The sequence below is a fragment of the Paraburkholderia phymatum STM815 genome (assembly GCF_000020045.1).
Lineage (GTDB): Bacteria > Pseudomonadota > Gammaproteobacteria > Burkholderiales > Burkholderiaceae > Paraburkholderia > Paraburkholderia phymatum.
Window position 1 is genome coordinate 34,515 of sequence record NC_010625.1, and the last position, 20,196, is coordinate 54,710.

Consider the following 20,196-nt stretch of genomic DNA (forward strand, 5'->3'; position numbering starts at 1 on the left):
CAGAATCCCCCGCCAGGTCAATTCATACTTCTCGAAACGCGAACGGTGGCCAACATGGCTTCGGTGGCTTCAGCCACCCAGTTTGAAGAACCCGACCGTTGCGTTCAGATCCTTACCTTGCGTGCTGAGTGATTCGGAGGCAGCGGCGATTTCTTCCACGAGCGCCGCGTTCTGCTGGGTCGACTGATCCATCAGCGACACTGCCTGATTGACCTCGCCGATCGCGCGGCTTTGCTCGCGAGCGGAATCCGCAATTTCGCCGGTGATGGTGGCGACGTTCGAGATCGCGTCGGTCAGTTCGGCGATCGTCTTGCCTGCAAGATTGACCTGTTCCGCGCCCGCCTCGACGTTGCCCACGGATGCTTCCAGCAAAGCCTTGATCTCTTTGGCCGCGCTTGTCGAGCGCTGGGCGAGATTGCGCACTTCGGCTGCGACCACGGCGAAGCCCCGGCCGCTCTCGCCCGCACGCGCCGATTCGACAGCGGCATTCAACGCCAGAATGTTGGTCTGGAACGCGATGCCTTCGATCATACCGACGATGCCGACGATCCGGCCCGACTGCTCGACGGCGGCATTCATCGTTTTTGCCGCCGCCGATACCGCCTCGTTGCCGCGCCGCGCCACTTCCACGGCGCCCGAGGCGACGGCGTTGGCGTTCTTCGCCTGGTCGGCAGTGCCGCGCACGGTGCCCGCCAGCTCTTCCATGCTGGCCGCCGTCTGCTGGATCGACGCCGCCTGTTGCTCGGTTCGGGATGACAGATCGAGATTGCCCGCCGACACTTCGCTTGCAGCGAGTTCGAGATGACGGCTGTTGGTCATCACTTTCAGCAGGACGCCATGCAGCTTCTCGACGAATGCGTTGAACTGCTTCGCGAGATGACCGACTTCATCGTTGCTCAACTGAGGCAGCCTACGCGTCATGTCGCCGTCGCCGGCCGCGATTTCGTGCATCGAGTTGGCGAGGTTGCGGATCGGATCGGTCATCCTGCGTCCCAACGCGATCATGATCAGCACGGCGACGACGAGCACCAGCAGTCCCATTGCGATCAGCGTCCATGTGAGGCGGTTGGCGGCCGCCATCATTTCCGATTCGGGCACGAGCGCGTAGTACTTCCATCCGTTCTTTGGCGACGTATAGACGAACGATTGATACTCGACGCCGTCCATCTGGATGCGTGCGAGTCCGTCGGCCGCGCCTGACAGCTGTTCGTACCCGCCGCCCAGGCTCTTCAGTTCCTTGAACTCGTGTCTTTTGTCGCGCGGATCGATGAGCACCTTGCCGCTGCTGTCCGTCACGAGCAGATAACCCGTTTTGCCGAACTGGATGCCGCTGGTGAGCCGCGCGAAGTCATCCAGTGAAATGTCGCCTTCGAGCACGCCGAGAATCTCGCCCTTGTTGTCCTTCACGACTCGCGCGAAGGGAATGATCGCGCCGCCGGAGCCCGCGGCGCTGAGATACGGCGCAGGACGCACGACGCGATCGGGCGCCGTCATCGCCAGCTGATACCAGGGCCGCACGCGCGGATCGTAGTGCTCGCCGTTGAGGCTTTCGATCGGCCATTGCACATAGCCGCCCCAGTGCGTGCCAATGTCCAGATAGCGCATGTTGGGATGCGTATCGCCGAAATCCTTGAGCAGCGCGAAGATCGTCTTTTCGATTTCGCCGTTTTTGTCCGGCGTCATCTGGCCACCGTGATTCAGATAGTCGGTGATGCTTTGATCGGCTGCTTTCAGCTGCGCGGTTTGCGTGAGGTACGTGAGGTTCTGTTCAACGTCCCTGAAGTTCACGTCGAGCGATTCGTCCGCCTGAACGATGCGCGCGTGACTGGACTGCTCGAACTCGTCGACAGCCTGATGGCGCACATTCAGCGCGCCGACGGCAGTAAGAAGAAGAACCGTGACTGCGAGTGCAGCACCCGATGCCGCGCTGAACTTGAATGCGATTGAACCCGTAAGCTTCATCATGCCCCTGCCAATGTCGAACTGCGACCCGATATCGTCTCGGTTGCGCGCTAAATTCAGACGATGCGCGCCGAGGATTACGTTGGTTGTCGGCTGATATCGGGCCGTCTTGAGCAGTTCTGGCGATGGATTCGATAAATATTTTCCGAGGCTTTTCGCGGTGTCGCTTGACGGCGAAAACGTGTCGTTATTCCGATGATGGCTGCGCCGAGAGTCGTTTAGTCAACGCGCTTTAAGGGGCCGCAATCGTTTCGGGCAAAAAGGGAGTGATGTTGCGCCTTGCGCGCGCAACGTAGTCCTCTTTTTCGCCAACGGGCGCGACGTAATGAATGGCGCCCGCCGCCGCGTCAATGCCCTGGAGACGCGCAATCACCCACGCTGCAAGATAGTGCGAGGCAAGGCATCCGCCTGCTGTCGCGACGTTCCCGCGCGCCACGAACGGCTGGTTCAGCACTTCCACGCCGGCTTCTTCGACCCAGGGTTTCGTCGTGAGATCGGTGCAGGCGGGCACGTCGTTTAGCAGCCCCAGCTTCGCCAGCACGAGCGTGCCGGAACACTGCGCGCCCAACAACTGACGCGACGCATCGAAGCGCATCTGCGACATCAGCTCCGGATCGGCGACGACATCCCGCGTCAGCGTCCCGCTGCCGACGATCACGGCGTCCGCTGCATTCGCCTCGCGCAAGGAAATCTGCCCTTCGATCGTCACGCCATTCATCGATGTGACGCGCGCTTGCGGCGTTGCGATCGACACGCGCCAGCCCGGTTTTCTGATGCGGTTGAGAACGCCGAGCGCAATGAACGAATCGAGCTCGTTGAAGCCTTCGAACGTCAGAATGGCGATATGCATGAAGGTCAGCCTGATGAGGGATAGAGTGAGCACATGCTAGGCGCACGGAGCATTACAATCAAATAATTGTCATGAATACATCGGCGTATGGCTCAACTCCGGTACAAGGCGCTCGTCGACGCGTATGCCGCGGATATCCGCTCGGGCAGGCTGCCTGCGGGCACGCGGCTGCCGACGCATCGCGAGCTGGCTGCGAAGAACGGCCTCGCGCTCGTCACGGCGACGCGCGTCTACGCCGAACTCGCGGCGATGGGCCTCGTCAGCGGCGAGACGGGACGCGGCACGTTCGTACGCGAAATTTCGTTGGCGCCCAGGCAAGGCATCGATCAGTTCGCGCTCGCGGCGGGCATGGTCGATCTCAACTTCAACTATCCGGCGCTGCCTGGCCAAACCGATCTGTTGCGTGCGGCGTTGCGTCAGCTCGCTGCCTCCGGTGACCTGGAAAGCTTGCTGCGCTATCAGCCGCATGGCGGGCGTCAGCACGAGCGCGCAGCTGTCGCCCGGCATCTGGCTTGCCGCGGGCTCGATGTCGGGTGGGAACGGGTGTCGCTCGTGAATGGCGCGCAAGCCGGACTCGCCGCAACGGTGATGGCGTTGTTGCGTCCAGGCGACGTAGTTGCCGTGGACGCATTGACCTATCCTGGCTTCAAGGTGCTTGCCGACACCTTCGGCCTGGAACTGGCGCCCATTCCCGCCGCCGCACAGGGGCCCGATCTCGATGCGCTTGAACGACTGTGCAAAAACCGGCGCGTAAAAGCCGTGTATGTGATGCCGACGATGCACAATCCGCTCGGCTGGGTGATGAGCGCACATCGGCGCAAGCAACTGGCGTCGATTGCGCGGCGGCATGGGCTTCTGATCATCGAGGACGCGGCATACGCGTTTCTCGTGGACAAGCCGCCTGTGCCGCTGGCTGCGCTTGCGCCTGAGGCGACTGTCTATGTGTCGGGCCTATCGAAGAACGTGGCGACGGGGTTGCGCGTCGGGTTCATCGTCGCGCCGTCGGAGTCGATGAGGGCGATCGAACAGGCGGTCCGCGCGACGACCTGGAACACGCCTGGCGTGATGACCGCGATCGCCTGCGCGTGGCTCGACGACGGAACCGTCAAGCGGCTGGAAACGGAGAAGCGTCGCGACGCGAAAGTCCGGCAAGCGATAGCCGGCGACGTGCTCGCCGGGCTGGGGTGCGTTCGCCATCCCGCATCGTATTTCGTGTGGCTTCCGCTGTCGGAAGACGTGCGTGCCGACCAGGTCGCGGCAGCGCTGATGCGCGAGCACATTTCCGTTTCGACTGCGGAGCCTTACGCGACTTCGCATCATGTGCCGCATGCCGTGCGTCTCGCCTTGGGTTCCGTCGAACTCGACGTGCTGCGCGCATCGCTGAAGAAAGTTCGGCAGGTGATCGGCAACTACGCGTACTGAAGACTGGCTTGCTGCCTTCGCTATGCGCGTTCGCGGACCAGCTCCAGACGCTTCTTCGAGGTGTGAGATGTTTCCGTTCCACGTATGAGGCTCAGCGCTTCCGCACGCGTCGCGACGCACGGGCCTGAGCCGGGCAGCGGCTTGCGGGCCGTCTCGCGCAGCGCGAGCACGGAGACGATACCGATGATCGACGCGCCCATCAGGTAGTACGCGGGCATCATCGCGTTGCCGGTGCGGTCGACCAGCCACGCGGCGACCAGCGGCGTCGTGCCGCCGAACAGCGACACCGACACGTTGAAGCCGATTGCGAGCGCGCCGTAGCGGATCTTCGTCGGAAAGAGCGCGGGCAGCGACGACGGCATCACGCCCGTGAAGGTCGACAGCAGTGCACCGAGAATCAGCAGACCGCCGAACACGGGCAGCACGGCGCCCGTGCGGATCAACAGCAGAGCAGGAATCGACAGCGCGAACAGACCCACGCAGCCGAGCAGCATGACGGGCTTGCGGCCGATCGTGTCCGACAGGTGGCCTGCGTACAGCGTCATCGGCATCATCAGCACCATCACGGCCAGCACGAGGAACAGGCCGTGCGATTCGTTGAAGTGCAGCGTCGCCGACAGATAGCTGGGCAGATACGACAGCGCCATGTAGTCGGTCACGTTGAAGATCAGCACGAGGCCAACGCATTGCAGCAGCGGCTTCCATTGCTGCGCGAGCAGTTCCATGAAGCTGTGCTTCGGGCGCGACTTCTCGTCGGCCTCGCGCGCTTCGGCTTCCTTCCTGAAGGCTGGCGTTTCCTCGAGCTTCATCCGGATGTACAGGCCGACGAGGCCCAGCGGACCCGCGATGAAGAACGGCACACGCCAGCCCCACGACAGCAGCGCTTCCTGGGACAGCGACGCGGTCAGCACGGCCACCGTGCCCGCGCCGAAGATATAGCCGACCAGCGTGCCGAATTCGAGGAAGCTGCCCGCGAAGCCGCGGCGGCGGTCGGTTGCGAACTCGGCGATGAAGGTCGCCGCGCCGCCATATTCGCCGCCCGTCGAGAAGCCCTGCACGAGACGCGCGAGCAGCAGCAAGGCGGGCGCGAGAATGCCGATCGAGCCGTAATCCGGAATCAGGCCGATCGCGAATGTGCCGACGGCCATCATGATCATCGTCATCGCGAGCACGCGCTGACGGCCGATGCGGTCGCCGAGCGGCCCGAACACCATGCCGCCGATCGGGCGCACGACGAACGCGGCGGCGAACGTGCCGAACGTCGCGATCAGCTGGGCTGACGGACTGCTCGACGGGAAGAACACTTTGCCGAGGGTCACGGCGATGTAGCTGTACACGCCGAAATCGAACCATTCCATCGCGTTGCCGAGCGCCATCGCGCCGACAGCACGCTTGAGAAGAGCGTTGTCGACGACCGTGATGTCGTCGAGTGTGAGGGACGCGCTCGAAGAATGGCGCTTTGCGGCGCGCGCTTTCGAATGACTCAATTGACATACTCCTGAGTGCTTGGCGAACCCGCAAATGCAGGCATCAGACCGGGAATAGGCCGGTCAGTGCATGGGGTGCCAGTGGGCTTCAAAACGCCGCGGCATCGAACGATGCGGACACGAGCCGCAAGCGGCCGGGCGACGTCAGGCAAAATCATCGAATAGAGTGTGCTGATATGCGGGGCGTCGGGTTGTCGCTCATGCGCCTGGAAACAGGCGGAAAACGACAGCGCTTGTCGCATTCCCGATCAGCACTCTCGTGCGCAAAAATTGAAAAGTACGCTACTCGCTGGTGCGCCGCGTTGCTCGTGGTTGCTGTGAACGACACCACGGCGGGCTGGGTTGCGTTTGGCCCGCCATCGGATTTCCGAAGGCATTGGGTGTAAGTAGCGGATGGCATTAGTCTTGCTGGCGTTTTGTTCTGGAGGCTCGCTGAAGGCCTGGGTCCCGTTGGATACGCACGTATGCGCCTTCCGATCATGTAAAGGAGGGAAACGGTGAATGGTCGTTTCGACAAAAGAGCGCTGGCGGGCTGCATCGTGATGGGCGGGCTAGCGCTCGCGGCAGTCGTGCTGCATATCGAGTCGAACGCACTATCGGAACTCTGGCCGTTTCATCATGAAGACGTTTCCGTGGCGGACGATACGCAGAACCCGCCACCTTCCACCAACGATGCGCCGCCCGCCGTCGCGGTTCACGACGACACGTCCGATGCCGATATCGCTTTCGTCCTCCAGTCGGTCAGCGACGATCTGCAACGCAACGATCTGACGGCTGCGAAAGTTCTGCTCGACGAGGTGCTCGCGGTTCATAGCGATCTTCCGCAGGCTTTGGCACTCAAGCAGGAACTGCGAGCGCGCGAATTGCGAGCGGCGCAGACGACGACTGTCGTCGCAGCAGCGGATGCGGGCAATACGCAGCCTTCCGTTGCAACGGAAACACGCGAAACGGAGACACGCGCAACAGATCGCACGCAGGAGAAAGCCGTACGAAGCAGACAGGTCGCTTCGCACGGAACGAGTCACGCGAAGTCCCAGCACGCCCAGCGCAAACATACGGCCATCGTTTCCAATGGACGCCCCAAGACGCGGGCCGAGGTCATCGCCGAATTGAAGCGTGCTCGCGTCAACGGTACGATGCCGAACTTCGGCGGCCGCCAGCGCTAGCATGCGAATGGCGGCGCGCCGAAGCACGCTGCATCTGCGGAATGGGTACGCTCGAGTTCTTGCTTCGCTGTCACGAGGCCGACGACGGCGAGTCCGTTATGCGCGAAGACCGACGAGCAGTCCCGCAGAAGGAAGATGGAAAGCCTGGAACGGATGGACGCAGTGTGCCGTCTTTACTTTTGCAGAAAAACTGGTCTATAAGGAACATATTTGATTGCAGATCAAGTATGAAAGTGACTCTCGACGAACTGCAGACCTTCGCCACAGTGGTCGATACGGGCTCGATCACGGCGGCAGCCGAGCAACTGGAGCAGACTGTGTCGGGCGCGAGCCGCACGCTCGCGCGGCTGGAGGAGAAGCTGCAAACCACGCTGTTGCGCCGGACCACGCGGCGGCTGGAACTGACGGAAGAAGGCAAGGCGTTTCTGCAGAACGCGCGCGAAATCATCGACGCCGTGGAGAACGCCGAAGAACAACTCGCGGCGCGCCGCGAGCGGCCTTCGGGGCGTTTGCGGGTCGATGCCGCCACGCCGTTCATGCTTCACGTGATCGTGCCGCTCGTAGCGGGTTATCGCGAACGCTATCCGCAGGTAGAGCTGGAACTGAATAGCAACGAAGGCATCATCGATCTGCTCGAGCGGCGTACGGACGTCGCCATCCGCATCGGCAGACTCAAGGATTCGACGCTGCACAGCCGTCCCGTGGGCAGCAGCCGCATCCGCGTGCTAGCGACGCCTGCATATCTGAAGGCGCACGGTCTGCCCAAACGCGTGGAGGATCTCGAGCGGCATTCGCTGCTCGGATTCACACAGCCGGAGGCGCTCAATGTATGGCCGCTGGTCGGCGCGGACAACGAGCCGTACCGGATCAATCCGTCGATCGCGTCGTCGAGCGGCGAAACGCTGCGGCAACTGGCGTTGGAGAGCGCGGGCATCGTTTGCCTGTCGGACTTCATGACGGGCCGCGACCGCCGCGAAGGCAAGCTCGTGCAACTCTTCGCGCGTCAGACGCAGGATGTGCGGCAACCCATCAATGCCGTGTACTATCGCAACACGGCGATATCGGCGCGTATCGCTTCGTTCGTCGATTATCTGGCCGAGGCCGCGAAGACTACCGAGTTCGCACGCTAGTCCGCAACGCAGGCTCGAACGCTGCTTCGAGTCCGGCCGCTCTCCCATATTCGCTCTTCATCCGTTGCCGATTGTTGTCGTGCGGACAACACGGTGAACGCGCGTGCGGTGCTTCTGCCATGCAGTGCCGCTGCCTACAATCCGTTGCGTCGATGGCCGCGCAAGCGATGTTTCCAGCGTCGATCGGGCGCGGCTCGTGATGAGCCGGGTGGCTGTCGTCGACTTCGCAACTCTCGAATCGAAGGCAAATATCATGTCGCAGAAAATCCTGATTGTGGGTGCCGGCTTTGCCGGCGTGTGGGGCGCACTGGGCGCGGCTCGCGTACTCGACGGCGCCGGCGTACGGAGCAGCGACGTCGAAGTCACGCTGATCTCCCCGAAGCCTGAACTGGAGATTCGTCCACGGATGTATGAGGCCGAGCCGCAGAACATGGCTGCGCCGCTGCTGCCGTTGTTCGACGCAATTGGGGTGAAGTATGTCGCGGGTAGTGTCGACGCGATTTCCGTGCAGGACAAGACGGTCAGCGTCGTATCGGCCAACGGGCAGAAGCACTCGCTCGCCTATGACCGCCTGTTGCTGACGAGCGGCAGCAAACTGAGCCGTCCGCCGATTCCCGGTCTGGAGCATGCATTCTCTGTGGACCGGATCGAGGACGCAGTGGAACTCGACGCGCATTTCGACGCGTTGGCGAAACTGCCGGCGTCGACGGCGCGCAACACGGTCGCCGTAGTCGGCTGCGGCTTTACGGGCATCGAAGTCGCAACGGAATTGCCGAAGCGTCTGCGCGAGAAGTTCGGTGCGCACGCGGATGTGCGCGTCGTCGTGATCGGCTCGCAAGACTCGATCGGTCCCGATCTCGGGCCGAATCCCCGCCCGTTCATTGCAGAGGCGTTCGAGTCGCTGGGCGTCCAGACCGTGCTCGGCTCGGGCGTGGTGTCCGTCGATGCGCAAGGCGTGCGCACCGCATCGGGACAGCATATCGAAGCGGGCACGGTGATCTGGGCGGGTGGCATGCGCGCGAGCCCGTTGGCTGCGCACGTGTCGTCGCATATCGACCCGCTTGGCCGCGCCGAAGTGGCAGCCGATCTGCGCGTGCCCGAAGCGCCGCACGTGTTCGTTGCGGGCGACGTCGCGCGCGCACTGACCGACGACGAAGGACACTACGCACTGATGTCGTGCCAGCACGCGATGGTCATGGGCCAATTCGGCGGGCACAACGCGGCTGCGGATCTGATCGGCATTCCGACGCTGCCGTATCGTCAGCCGTTCTACGCCACGTGCGTCGATCTCGGCGACTGGGGCGCCGTCTATTCGGAAGGCTGGGATCGGCAGATGAAGCTGACGCATGCCGAAGGCAAGGCGCGCAAGCAGATGATCAACACGAAGTGGATCTATCCTCCCGCACCGAATCGCGCTGAGGCATTGGCAGCGGGCAATCCGCAAGCGTCGTTCGGCTAGGGCAGTTGCACTGCATGCAGTGGCGGCGCGTGATTGTCTCGAGGGGCCGTCACGCGCTGTTGCATATTCCCTTTCTCTTGGGGCGCATCATGCGGTTCATCGCCTATAGACGAGCGGCGACGTTCTGCTCGTTTCAAATCCGGCGCTCGTTAGATATCGGATGCATAGAAACGATCATCACGCAGGCGAAGTACGTTGCGAAGTATCGCCGCGCCGCGGACTGAGCGATTCACCCCCACGTTTCGATGCTTTGATTCCCATCACCGCTGCCGTGCGGCAACGTCCTGGCGAGAATCATGTCGAGTGCGTTTCTCGGCATGACACCGCCTTTCTGTAGCGGCCGGAACACGGGATCGCCGCGCCGCACAGGCACACCCGTGAGCCCGCAGACACCGGACGTGCGGGCAAAGCCGGCTCGCCACGTCTGATCCTCGAAACGGCCGAGGGTCGAGTCGCTCCATGAAACCAGAATCGTGCAGCTCGTTTGCCACTCGATGCGCCGGATCGACGAGGCATTGGCCATCGCGGCCGTCGGGTCCCACTGTGGGACGAATCGCGGACGATCGTGCAACCCGGTGACAATCTGACTCCATGGATCGACTCTGCTCATCTCCAGCCTCTCTGCGTCTGCGCAGGCTGAATCGTAGTGGGAAGCATGCGGCCGCAGAAGACTCGCGACGCGGAGCATGGTGTTGCATCGGGAACATCAATTGACGCGCTGTGTGTCGAGGGCAGGGGCGCCAGGCAAACGGTCGGCTCTCAGAGCGACGTTTCATTTTCCTGAAGAACGTCTATGGTTTTATCGTGTGTTTTCCGTTAAGCGCTTCCGGATGGAAGCGCCGGAAAGTTTTCAATACATGCTTTAAGGAGACTTGGTCATGAAGATCGTTATCATCGGCGGCACGGGCCTGATCGGCTCGAAGACGGCTGCCATTCTGCGTCAGGCGGGCCACGACGTGGCCTCTGCATCGCCCAGAAGCGGCGTCAATACCATCACGGGCGAAGGGCTCAAGGAAGCTCTGGCGGGAGCGGATGTGCTGATCGACCTGTCCAATTCTCCGTCGTTCGAAGACAAGGCCGTGCTGGAATTCTTCGAAACCTCCGGGCGCAATCTGCGAGCGGCGGAAACCGAGGCGGGCGTTCGGCACCATGTAGCGCTCTCCATCGTCGGGACCGACCGCACGCCGGAAAACGGCTACTTCCGCGCCAAGGTCGCGCAGGAAAAGCTGATCGCTGCTTCGGGCATTCCGTACACGATCGTCCGCTCGACGCAGTTCTATGAATTCCTCGGCGGAATCGCCGATTCGAGCGTGGTCGGCGATACCGTGAGGCTGTCGCCGGGCCTGTTCCAGCCGATAGCGGCGGACGACGTCGCCAGCTTTGTCGCCGACGCTGCGCTCGCCGCGCCGCGCAACGGCATCGTCGATATCGCCGGTCCCGAACGCGCGCCGTTCGACGAAATCATTGCCCGCTATCTGAAGACGGTCGGCGATAGGCGCAAGGTAGTGCGCGACCCCGAAGCTCGCTATTTCGGCGGCCTCGTCGACGAGCACTCGCTCGTGCCGCTGGGCGATGCGCTGATCGGGCGCATCGGACTCGACGAGTGGCTGCGCCGCTCGCCAGGCAAGGCGTGATTCTTTCGAACCTTCAGACGGGCTCGGCCGGCATGCATCACCTCACGAAACACTTCCCTTTACCTCAGCTTGAAATGCATCGCTCTACCGTGGTCCGTGTCGGCCATTAATCACAAGTTGTAGGGCAGCGCAAACGGGGCATATGACAGCGAAACGTCGAGCCGTTAGACTCTTGGTGCCGCACTCGCAGCGATCCGAACCGGGACCACCTGATGAGCATATTCAACGAAGAAAAGATCGACTGCCACTGCCATATCTTCGATCCAGTCCGCTTTCCGTATCGCGCCGACACGATGTACCGGCCTGCGCTCCAGGAGATCGGCACAGCCGCGCAGCTCATGCGCGTGATGGACGCATACGGCGTACGGCATGCACTGCTCGTCGGCCCGACGAGCGGCTATCGGACCGACAACCGTTGCCTGCTCGATGCGCTGGAAACCTGCGAAGGCCGCTTTCGCGGCATAGCCGTCGTCGATAACGCAATTGGCCGGAGCGAACTGGCGGCGCTGCAGCGCGCACATGTCGTGGGTGTCGCATTCAATCCTGCGATGGAAGGTGTCGATCTCGTGCTCGAAGCGGGTGCGCTCTTTGCGTCGCTAGCCGATCTTGGGATGATCGCGCAGATTCAGGTCTGCGGCGAGCAGATGGTTGCGCTCGAACCGTGGCTCGCGCAGCAGGAGGTGCAACTCGTGATCGATCACGGGGGCCGGCCCGATATCGAAGCGGGCATTCAACAGCCCGCTTTCCAGGCGCTGCTGCGGCTCGCGGACAGCGGACGCGCGAGCGTCAAGCTGTCGGGCTGGCAAAAGTATTCGCGTCGCCCGCATCCGTATGAGGACGCATGGCCTTATGCGCATGCATTGATACGCGCATTCGGTCCGCAACGCTGCGTGTGGGGTTCGGACTGGCCTTTTTTGCGCGCGCCCGAGCGGCTCGACTATGGGCCCTTGCTGACGCTGTTCGAACAGATCGTGCCTGATGCGGCGGTCAGGCGCCAGATTCAGTGGGAAACGCCGCGGCGGCTGTTCGGATTTGCTGCGCAGTGATGCGCGCCTTCGCGTCGGCAGAACCTATGTTCCTACAACTCGCGACGATTTACACCAGAATAACCATGCGTGCCGACTTCGCGTATCGAATGGATCTTTATTTCCTCTGGATCAGTAATCGGACGGTGGTAGCTTGCCAATAAGCAATCGTTTGCGCGACCCTTGAAGCAAAGGCAAGCTACAGACTTAGTCGGACCGGCATTGTTCATGGAGAATGTATTACGTCGGCTTCAACACATCTCAAGCCACGAAAATGCCTGGCTTGCAGAGGTTTTGATCCATATTATGGACAGCAAACGTTTGCCATCGATACGGCTTCCAAAAATATTGGAAAAGCGAAGGTCTTTTTAATGAGAAGGACGAACAATTTCGTTGTGAATTGTTCATCTAAAGTACTCGCTGTCACGCAAAGTACACAGAGAAATATTAGCGTGCAGGGTTTCTTCGTCGACTGGCTCGCTTCGCCATGCATCCAGTGTTTTCGCGCTTTAGCCGTTCGTCTGCACAAGGGGACCCGCGCTTTGCTGGCGACCTGTGTCAGGAAGTCCCCGCCGTCGATGCAGAAGATCCCAACTCGCGCGTCATGGAGATCTTCTCTGATCGCAGCGATATGAAAAGCCTCGCGGTGCTGGAAAGTGGCCGGCCTGTCGGACTGATTAACCGCGATATCTTTCTGTCGCAGATGAGCAAGCCGTTTCACCGCGAACTGTACGACAAGAAGAGTTGCATCGCTTTCATGGACAAGGAGCCGCTCGTCGTCGATGCCGGCATGACCATCGAAGCGCTGACCTTCAAGACTGTGGAGGTCGGCGAAAAGGCGCTCGTCGACGGTTTCGTCGTGACGCGCGACGGCCATTTCGCAGGTTTGGGCAGCGGGTTGCAACTGCTCGGCGCGGTCGCCGAGATGCAAGCGGAAAAGAATCGCCAGATCATGCAGAGCATCGAATATGCGAGCGTGATCCAGCAAGCGATGTTGCGCGCGTCTCGCGAAACGCTGGCTGCGAGCCTGCCGGAAGCGGCGCTCATATGGGAACCGCGCGATGTGGTCGGCGGCGACTTCTATCATTTCGCCGCGTTCGCGCATGGATGGTTCGGCGCGACGGCGGATTGCACCGGCCACGGCGTGCCGGGCGCCTTCATGACGCTGCTTGCGTCGGCGTCGCTGTCGCAGGCGCTCGAACAAATCGGCCCGCGCGATCCGGCCGCATTGCTCGCGGCCGTCAACCGCAATGTGAAGAGCTTGCTGGGGCAGGTGCATAGCGCGTCTGAAGTGTCGCAATCGAACGATGGCCTCGATGCCGCGTTCTTCTGGTTCGATGCCAGAGCAGGCCAGTTGCATTTTGCTGGCGCGAGGATCGCGCTGCACATACTCGTGCCGGACTCGGACCAATTCGAAACGATCGCCGCGGACCGCATGGGCGTCGGTTACGTCGACAGCCTCGCGGACTACGCATGGCAGTTGCGCAAGATTGCGGTGCCGCGCGGCAGCCTGCTCTTTATTTGCACGGACGGACTCATCGATCAGATCGGCGGCCCGCGCAATATTTCTTTCGGACGCCGCCGCGCGCTTGATCTGATTCTGAAGAACCGCGCCGAATCGCCCGCCGCGATCTGCGAAAAGCTGCGGCGTGCGCTGGCCGAATGGCAAGGCGTGCAAGCACGCCGCGATGACCTCACCCTGTTTTGTGCCCGCATTACCGACCAATAAAGCATGTCTCAACTACTGGAACAAGATCGCGCTTTTTTCGACCTGGCGCAGCGGCGTAACGTGCTCTTCTATCACAAGGGCTATTTCTCCCACAACATCGTCGCGGCGATGGGCGAGGTCGTCAAGTTGCAGTTGGAAATTGCAGGCGTGAGCGCATCGACGCGCCGCAAACTGTTTTCGTCGTTCGTCGAACTGTCGCAGAACATCGTCCATTACTCGTCCGACTCGCTTCAGCCCGACAATGAAGGCGGCGGCTCGATTCGCGAGGGCGCGGTATGCATCACCACGGAAGACGAGCGGCATCTGATGATGTGCGTGAATCCTGTCGCGACGGATGACGTCGAAGGGCTGCGCAACAAGCTGGAGCCGTTGCGCAGCATGTCGGTCGAAGAAATCAAGCAGGCCTACAAGGTCTCGTTGCGAGCCGATACACCCGAAGAGAGCAAGGGCGCAGGTTTGGGTTTCCTGACGATGGCGCGCGATGCCAGTGCGCCGCTCGAGTTCGCATTTCATCCGCGTGCCGACGAACCCGGAACCACGCTGTTTTGCCTCAAGGCCATCATCTGAGTATAAAAGGCACGAGCTATGGACAATCTCTACATTGCCGCAACGGCGACGTCGCCGGAAGTCGATTTCAAATTCGACCAGCATCAGCTGCTGCTCAGGGGCGAGTCGTATCCCGAGAACGCGGCCGCATTTTACGCACCCGTCATCGAACAGTTGCGTCAGTACCTCGGCGAATCGACGGGCGCCGTCGTTACGGTCGACGTCGTGCTGACCTACTTCAACAGCTCCAGCACGAAAATGCTGTTCAGCGTGTTCGGCGCGCTGGACGAAGCCGCGCAATCGGGCAGCCGCGTGCTCTTGAACTGGTATCGCGACGAAGAAGACGAAACGATTGCCGAATTCGGCGAAGAACTGAAGACCGATTTTCTCGCAATAGAATTCACCGACCGGCCTGTCTCTCACGAAGGACAATAAAGGTGCTCCCGATCTCCACGTTGTGTGCGCCTGTAAGCGACGCGCCCGATCTGTTCCAGAACGAGAACGAAGCGCTCGAGAAGGCGCGCGCAATTCATGCGGCTGCCGACGCGGATGCGGACGACTATCGCCAGTCGTTGGCCGAACTCATCGGGCACTATGAACGCCTGATGCGCGAGACGCGCCGGCTGATCGGCCGTAGCGATCGCGCTGAACGCGAGATGCAGGCGCTTGCGCAGCAGCTCGCACATCGTGCGACGCACGATGCGCTCACGGGCGTGTTCAACCGCAGCGCGGTGATCGAGCGAACGACAAAGGTATTGCGCCATGACAGCGCCGTCATGATCATTCTCGACATCGACGAGTTCAAACGCGTCAACGACGATTTCGGCCATCCTGCGGGCGATGCCGTGATTATGGGTATCGTCGAATGTCTGCGGCGTATCGTGGGCGAGCGGGGCTTTATCGGCCGCGTGGGCGGAGAAGAATTCACGGTGCTGCTGCCCGCGCACGAACCGGCTGAAGCGCTGCGGCAAGCGGAGAAGATGCGCGAAGCGATTGGCCGTCATGTGTTTGCCTCACCCGTGGATCGCCGCGTCACGGCGAGCTTCGGCGTCAGCGCCAACCCGCCCGGCACCGATTTCGACACGGCTTACGGCTTCGCGGATGCAGCGCTCTATCGAGCGAAGCGTGGCGGGCGCAACAGAGTGGAATTCGCCAATCCGTAAGGCGACGATGGCGAAAGTGCCCGCGTGTGCTTTCGCGCCAGGTCAACGCCGGCTGCAGATAACCGTCAGAATCAGCGCGGCCTTTGTCGCAGGGAACAGCACGATCTGCAGTGCGCCTGCGATGGCGACGACGCCTTGCGTTGCCTTGAACTTCGCGCGAAAGCGAATGCCACGCGTCATGACCTGCCTTGCTGCTTTCCGTAAGGCGTGGTTCCGACGGCGTAATGCAGTGCCGTGAAAAGGCGCGCCTTCGTTTTTGCATGCGCGTGAGTGCAGTGCGCATGGCGTGGCGCTATTGGCACACTCAACATCATGCAGGACAATCGTGTCCATCCGGCGACATCTGTCACGAGGAGCCTTCATGTCGATACTGATACTGGGGTTGCTGATTTTCCTGGGCGGTCATTCTGTTCGCATTTTTGCCGAAGGGTGGCGCAAAGCGACCATCGAGCGGATGGGCGCGAAGAACTGGAAAGCGGCGTATTCGGTCGTGTCGCTGGTCGGATTGGTGCTGATCATCTGGGGCTATGGAATCGCGCGACGCGAGCCCGTCGTACTGTGGACGTCGCCCGCATGGTCGCCGCATCTCACGGGCGTGCTGACGCTGATCGCCTTCATCCTCTTTCCCGCTGCGCATGCGCCGGGCAATCACTTCAAGTCGATCGTCAAGCATCCGATGACGGCTGGCGTCGGTTTATGGGCGCTCGCGCATTTGTTCGTAAGCGCAACGTTGCATGCTGTCGTGCTGTTTGGCGCCTTTCTCGTTTGGGCAGTCTTCGATTACGCGGCGGCACGGCGGCGGGATCGCGCGGAGGGCGTGGTCTATCCGGGTGGCACGCTGTCAAGAGATGTGATGCCGGTGGTGGCAGGTGTCGTTCTCTGGGTCGCGTTCGTGTTCTTTCTTCACGGCTGGCTGATTGGCGTGAAGCCGTTCGTATAGTGACCTAGTCGATCGGAGAAGCGAACGCCAACGCCTTCTCGAGAAAGTTGGCGGTCTTGGCCGGCGTCGATTCGATGCGCGACGCCAGCGCGAGACGAATCGAGATAGAACTGCCGAGCACGTCCGTGTATACGACGCCTTCGACCTGAATCTGACACACGGAAGCCGGCACCAGCGACACGCCGAATTCCGCTGCGACCAGGTTCACGACGGACGACAGCTGCGGCGCCTGCTGCCCGGCTATCGGTTCGAATCCCGCCTCTCTGCACGCGCCGACGATCACATCATGCAGCGTGGGACTCGCCTCTCTAGGCAGCATCACGAACGGATCTTCCGCGAGCGCGGACAGCGCGATCTTGCGCTTCTTCGCGAGACGGTGCGTGGCGGGGAGCACGATCTTCATCGGCTCGATGGCGATGTGATGGAACTGCACACCGGCGGGCGACTGACTGCCGAGACGCACGAACGCGACATCCACGCGGTCGTCGTCGAGATACGCGAGCAGTTGCGCGGTATTGCCTTCGGCCAGCGTGAGCGTGACGTTCGGATAGGCCTGGCGGTAGGCGCGGATCAGCTTCGACACGACAGGATTGAAAGCCGCCGAACCGGTAAAGCCTATATTGAACTGTCCGATTTCGCCGCGCCCGGCGCTCTGCGCGTTTTCGACGGCAAGGCGCGTGTCGTGCAGAATGCGCTTCGCATCGGCGGCGAACGACTCGCCGGCCTCCGTGAGAACCACGCCATGCCCCGTGCGGCGGAACAGGCGCACGCCCAGTTCGTCTTCGAGCGCGTGGATCTGCTGGCTGAGGGGCGGCTGGCCGATACCCAGCCGCTCGGCTGCGCGGGTGACATTGCGCTCTTCGGCGACGGCGAGAAAGTAGCGGATATGGCGCAATTCCATGCGATATCTGTAAAAACTATTTCAGAAAGACGCGATAGATATTGGACAGTATAACAGTCCCGCGACAAAATATCGCTATCGCGCGGTCTGCCGCCTGAAAGTCTCCCCGGATAACGTCCCCAAACAAGCGTCAAGAGGAGAAAGCAGGACGCGTCGCGCCTGTGATCGTTTCTTTTGAAATGCCGAAGGGGTCTATTTGTGGCTGACACTTTAAAAAAACCGAGGCCGGAATTCCGGAACATCGGTATCGGACAGATATTGACGGCATACCGTCTCCCGCTGGCGGGGCGCGTGTCGATTCTCCACCGCGTGAGCGGCGGCCTGCTGTTCGTCTTCCTTCCATTCCTGCTTTATCTGTTCGACCAGAGCCTGAGCTCGGAACTGAGCTTCGAGGTGTTCAAGGGCTTCCTGTCGAACATCATCGTCAAGCTGATCACGCTGGTGCTGGGGTGGGCGTTCCTGTTCCACTTCTGCGCGGGCGTGCGCCATCTGCTGATGGACATGAACCACGACGCGGTGTCGAAGGAGCGCGGCAAGCGCACATCGGTGGTCGTGCTCGCCGTGTCGTCGATCCTGACGATCGCCTTCGCGCTCAAACTGTTCGGAGCTTTCTAAAACATGTCCGCAAATAACCGGGTTGGCTCGAAGCGCCTCGTCGTGGGCGCGCACTACGGTCTGCGCGACTGGCTCGCGCAGCGCATCACGGCCGTCATCATGGCCGTCTACACCCTCATTCTGCTGGGCTGGTTCTTCGGCGCGCAGGCATTCTCTTACGACGGCTGGGCAGGCATCTTCGCCACGCAATGGATGAAGCTCGCCACGTTCGTCACGCTGCTGTCGCTCTTCTATCACGCGTGGGTCGGCGTGCGCGACATCTGGATGGACTACATCAAGCCCGTGGGCACGCGGCTGGTGCTGCAGGCGCTGACGATCGTCTGGCTGCTCGCGTGCGCGGGCTACGCTGCGCAGATTCTCTGGAGAGTGTAAAAGAATGGTTGCAATCAAGAATTCCCTGCCGCGCCGCAAATTTGACGTGGTCATCGTCGGCGCGGGCGGCTCGGGCATGCGCGCGTCGCTGCAGCTCGCGCGCGCGGGCCTCTCCGTGTGCGTGCTCTCGAAGGTGTTCCCGACGCGTTCGCACACCGTCGCGGCGCAGGGCGGCATCGGCGCGTCGCTCGGCAACATGAGCGAAGACAACTGGCACTACCACTTCTACGACACGATCAAGGGCTCCGACTGGCTCGGCGACCAGGACGCGATCGAGTTCATGTGCCGCGAAGCGCCGAACGCGGTCTACGAACTGGAACACTTCGGCATGCCGTTCGACCGCAACGCGGACGGCACGATCTACCAGCGCCCGTTCGGCGGCCACACCGCGAACTACGGCGAGAAGCCCGTGCAGCGCGCGTGCGCTGCCGCTGACCGGACCGGCCACGCGCTGCTGCACACGCTGTACCAGCAGAACGTCGCGGCGAAGACGACGTTCTTCGTCGAATGGATGGCGCTGGACCTGATCCGCGACGCCGATGGCGACGTGCTCGGGGTGACCGCGCTGGAAATGGAAACGGGCGACGTCTATATCCTCGAAGGCAAGACCACGCTGTTCGCCACGGGCGGCGCGGGCCGCATCTTTGCGGCATCGACGAATGCGTTCATCAACACGGGCGACGGCCTGGGCATGGCCGCACGCGCGGGCATCCCGCTCGAGGACATGGAATTCTGGCAGTTCCACCCGACGGGCGTGGCGGGCGCGGGCGTGCTGATCACTGAAGGCGTGCGCGGCGAAGGCGGCATTCTGCGCAACGCGAACGGCGAGCGCTTCATGGAGCGCTACGCGCCGACGCTGAAGGACCTGGCGCCGCGCGATTTCGTCTCGCGCTCGATGGACCAGGAGATTAAGGAAGGCCGCGGCGTGGGCCCGAACAAGGACCACGTGCTGCTGGACCTGTCGCACATCGGCGCGGAGACGATCATGAAGCGTCTGCCGTCGATCCGCGAGATCGCGCTGAAGTTCGCAAACGTCGACTGCATCAAGGAGCCGATCCCGGTTGTTCCGACCATCCACTACCAGATGGGCGGCATTCCGACGAACATCCACGGTCAGGTCGTGGGCACCGCGAAGGGCCACGAAGACCCGATCAACGGCTTCTACGCCGTGGGCGAATGCTCGTGCGTGTCGGTGCACGGGGCAAACCGGCTGGGCACGAACTCGCTGCTCGACCTGGTGGTGTTCGGCCGCGCGGCGGGCAACCACATCGTCAGGCACGTGAAGGAAATCAAGGAACACAAGCCGCTGCCGGCCGATGCAGCCGATTTCGCGCTCTCGCGTCTGGCGAAGCTCGACAGCTCGAGCTCGGGCGAGTACGCGCAGGTTGTCGCGAACGACATCCGCTCGACGATGCAAAAGCATGCGGGCGTGTTCCGCACGTCGGCGCTGCTGGCCGAAGGCGTCGAACGCATTCGCGAAGTGGCCGGCCGTGTGGGCAACATCCACCTGAAGGACAAGTCGAAGGTATTCAACACGGCGCGCGTGGAAGCGCTCGAAGTGGAGAACCTGATCGAAGTGGCGCGCGCGACGATGGTGTCGGCCGAGGCGCGCAAGGAAAGCCGCGGCGCACACGCGCAGAACGACTTCGAACATCGCGACGACGAGAACTGGCTGCGCCATACGCTGTGGTACAGCGAAGGCGACCGCCTCGACTACAAGCCGGTGCACATGAACCCGCTGACGGTCGAATCGGTGCCGCCCAAAGCGCGTACCTTCTAAGGCACACGCACAAGT

At 61.9% G+C, this 20,196-nt stretch carries 20 protein-coding genes; 14 read left to right on the forward strand and 6 right to left on the reverse strand.

Annotated elements, in window-relative coordinates; all coding sequences use genetic code 11:
• Positions 1-69: 69 nt before the first annotated feature.
• Together BPHY_RS27885 and BPHY_RS27890 are read right to left on the reverse strand one after the other, a co-directional pair.
• On the reverse strand, positions 70-1,962 hold the full coding sequence (locus BPHY_RS27885) for a methyl-accepting chemotaxis protein (protein ID WP_012404806.1): 1,893 nt from the start codon (positions 1,960-1,962) through the stop codon (positions 70-72).
• A 232-nt stretch (positions 1,963-2,194) separates the two neighbouring features.
• Positions 2,195-2,812, reverse strand: a complete 618-nt coding sequence (locus tag BPHY_RS27890) for a DJ-1/PfpI family protein (RefSeq protein ID WP_012404807.1) — start codon at positions 2,810-2,812, stop codon at positions 2,195-2,197.
• Positions 2,813-2,899: 87 nt separating this feature from the next.
• On the opposite strand from BPHY_RS27890, the gene BPHY_RS27895 reads away from it, so the two are divergent.
• A complete protein-coding gene (locus BPHY_RS27895; RefSeq protein WP_012404808.1) occupies positions 2,900-4,234 on the forward strand; it encodes an aminotransferase-like domain-containing protein in 1,335 nt (444 codons plus the stop codon).
• A gap of 20 nt (positions 4,235-4,254) precedes the next feature.
• Here the strand turns inward: BPHY_RS27895 and proP are convergent, their stop codons facing one another.
• Positions 4,255-5,721, reverse strand: coding sequence for a glycine betaine/L-proline transporter ProP (proP, locus tag BPHY_RS27900; protein ID WP_012404809.1), 1,467 nt, complete (start codon positions 5,719-5,721; stop codon positions 4,255-4,257).
• Positions 5,722-6,218: 497 nt separating this feature from the next.
• On the opposite strand from proP, the gene BPHY_RS43380 reads away from it, so the two are divergent.
• From BPHY_RS43380 to BPHY_RS27915, 3 genes are all read left to right on the forward strand, one after another.
• The gene (locus BPHY_RS43380) at positions 6,219-6,887 is read left to right on the forward strand and encodes a DUF4148 domain-containing protein (protein WP_012404810.1); all 669 of its coding nucleotides are present in this window, start codon (positions 6,219-6,221) and stop codon (positions 6,885-6,887) included.
• A 227-nt stretch (positions 6,888-7,114) separates the two neighbouring features.
• Positions 7,115-8,017: a LysR family transcriptional regulator gene (locus tag BPHY_RS27910; RefSeq protein ID WP_012404811.1), complete on the forward strand. Its 903-nt coding sequence runs from the start codon at positions 7,115-7,117 to the stop codon at positions 8,015-8,017.
• A 253-nt stretch (positions 8,018-8,270) separates the two neighbouring features.
• Positions 8,271-9,476: an NAD(P)/FAD-dependent oxidoreductase gene (locus tag BPHY_RS27915; RefSeq protein ID WP_012404812.1), complete on the forward strand. Its 1,206-nt coding sequence runs from the start codon at positions 8,271-8,273 to the stop codon at positions 9,474-9,476.
• 229 nt (positions 9,477-9,705) lie between these two features.
• Here BPHY_RS27915 and BPHY_RS27925 read toward each other — a convergent pair whose 3' ends face one another.
• The gene (locus tag BPHY_RS27925) at positions 9,706-10,086 is read right to left on the reverse strand and encodes a DUF3331 domain-containing protein (protein WP_012404813.1); all 381 of its coding nucleotides are present in this window, start codon (positions 10,084-10,086) and stop codon (positions 9,706-9,708) included.
• A gap of 268 nt (positions 10,087-10,354) precedes the next feature.
• On the opposite strand from BPHY_RS27925, the gene BPHY_RS27930 reads away from it, so the two are divergent.
• The 6 genes from BPHY_RS27930 (at position 10,355) to BPHY_RS27955 (ending at position 15,573) form a co-directional block, all read left to right on the forward strand.
• Positions 10,355-11,110 carry an SDR family oxidoreductase gene (locus BPHY_RS27930; protein ID WP_012404814.1) on the forward strand — a complete coding sequence of 252 codons (756 nt, stop codon included), beginning with the start codon at positions 10,355-10,357 and terminating at the stop codon, positions 11,108-11,110.
• Positions 11,111-11,322: 212 nt separating this feature from the next.
• Positions 11,323-12,156, forward strand: a complete 834-nt coding sequence (locus BPHY_RS27935) for an amidohydrolase family protein (RefSeq protein ID WP_012404815.1) — start codon at positions 11,323-11,325, stop codon at positions 12,154-12,156.
• A gap of 466 nt (positions 12,157-12,622) precedes the next feature.
• Positions 12,623-13,864: a SpoIIE family protein phosphatase gene (locus BPHY_RS27940; RefSeq protein ID WP_012404816.1), complete on the forward strand. Its 1,242-nt coding sequence runs from the start codon at positions 12,623-12,625 to the stop codon at positions 13,862-13,864.
• Positions 13,865-13,867: 3 nt separating this feature from the next.
• Positions 13,868-14,431 carry a SiaB family protein kinase gene (locus BPHY_RS27945; RefSeq protein ID WP_012404817.1) on the forward strand — a complete coding sequence of 188 codons (564 nt, stop codon included), beginning with the start codon at positions 13,868-13,870 and terminating at the stop codon, positions 14,429-14,431.
• A gap of 18 nt (positions 14,432-14,449) precedes the next feature.
• Complete coding sequence (locus BPHY_RS27950) at positions 14,450-14,845, forward strand: DUF1987 domain-containing protein (protein WP_012404818.1); 396 nt, start codon at positions 14,450-14,452, stop codon at positions 14,843-14,845.
• 2 nt (positions 14,846-14,847) lie between these two features.
• Positions 14,848-15,573, forward strand: coding sequence for a GGDEF domain-containing protein (locus tag BPHY_RS27955; RefSeq protein WP_012404819.1), 726 nt, complete (start codon positions 14,848-14,850; stop codon positions 15,571-15,573).
• Positions 15,574-15,615: 42 nt separating this feature from the next.
• Here BPHY_RS27955 and BPHY_RS41980 read toward each other — a convergent pair whose 3' ends face one another.
• On the reverse strand, positions 15,616-15,753 hold the full coding sequence (locus BPHY_RS41980) for a hypothetical protein (RefSeq protein WP_012404820.1): 138 nt from the start codon (positions 15,751-15,753) through the stop codon (positions 15,616-15,618).
• A gap of 181 nt (positions 15,754-15,934) precedes the next feature.
• Between BPHY_RS41980 and BPHY_RS27960 the strand changes: the two genes are divergently transcribed.
• Positions 15,935-16,513, forward strand: coding sequence for an NnrU family protein (locus tag BPHY_RS27960; protein WP_012404821.1), 579 nt, complete (start codon positions 15,935-15,937; stop codon positions 16,511-16,513).
• A 4-nt stretch (positions 16,514-16,517) separates the two neighbouring features.
• Here BPHY_RS27960 and BPHY_RS27965 read toward each other — a convergent pair whose 3' ends face one another.
• Positions 16,518-17,414 carry a LysR family transcriptional regulator gene (locus BPHY_RS27965; RefSeq protein ID WP_012404822.1) on the reverse strand — a complete coding sequence of 299 codons (897 nt, stop codon included), beginning with the start codon at positions 17,412-17,414 and terminating at the stop codon, positions 16,518-16,520.
• Between the two features lie 198 nt (positions 17,415-17,612).
• Here BPHY_RS27965 and sdhC point away from each other — a divergent pair, with 198 nt between their 5' ends.
• From sdhC to sdhA, 3 genes are read left to right on the forward strand one after another with little or no spacing between them, the layout of a single operon-like run.
• Complete coding sequence (gene sdhC / locus BPHY_RS27970) at positions 17,613-18,029, forward strand: succinate dehydrogenase, cytochrome b556 subunit (RefSeq protein WP_012404823.1); 417 nt, start codon at positions 17,613-17,615, stop codon at positions 18,027-18,029.
• A gap of 3 nt (positions 18,030-18,032) precedes the next feature.
• On the forward strand, positions 18,033-18,401 hold the full coding sequence (gene sdhD, locus BPHY_RS27975; RefSeq protein WP_012404824.1) for a succinate dehydrogenase, hydrophobic membrane anchor protein: 369 nt from the start codon (positions 18,033-18,035) through the stop codon (positions 18,399-18,401).
• 4 nt (positions 18,402-18,405) lie between these two features.
• Entirely contained in the window at positions 18,406-20,181 is a 1,776-nt protein-coding gene (sdhA, locus tag BPHY_RS27980; RefSeq protein ID WP_012403651.1) for a succinate dehydrogenase flavoprotein subunit, read from the forward strand.
• Positions 20,182-20,196: the final 15 nt, after the last annotated feature.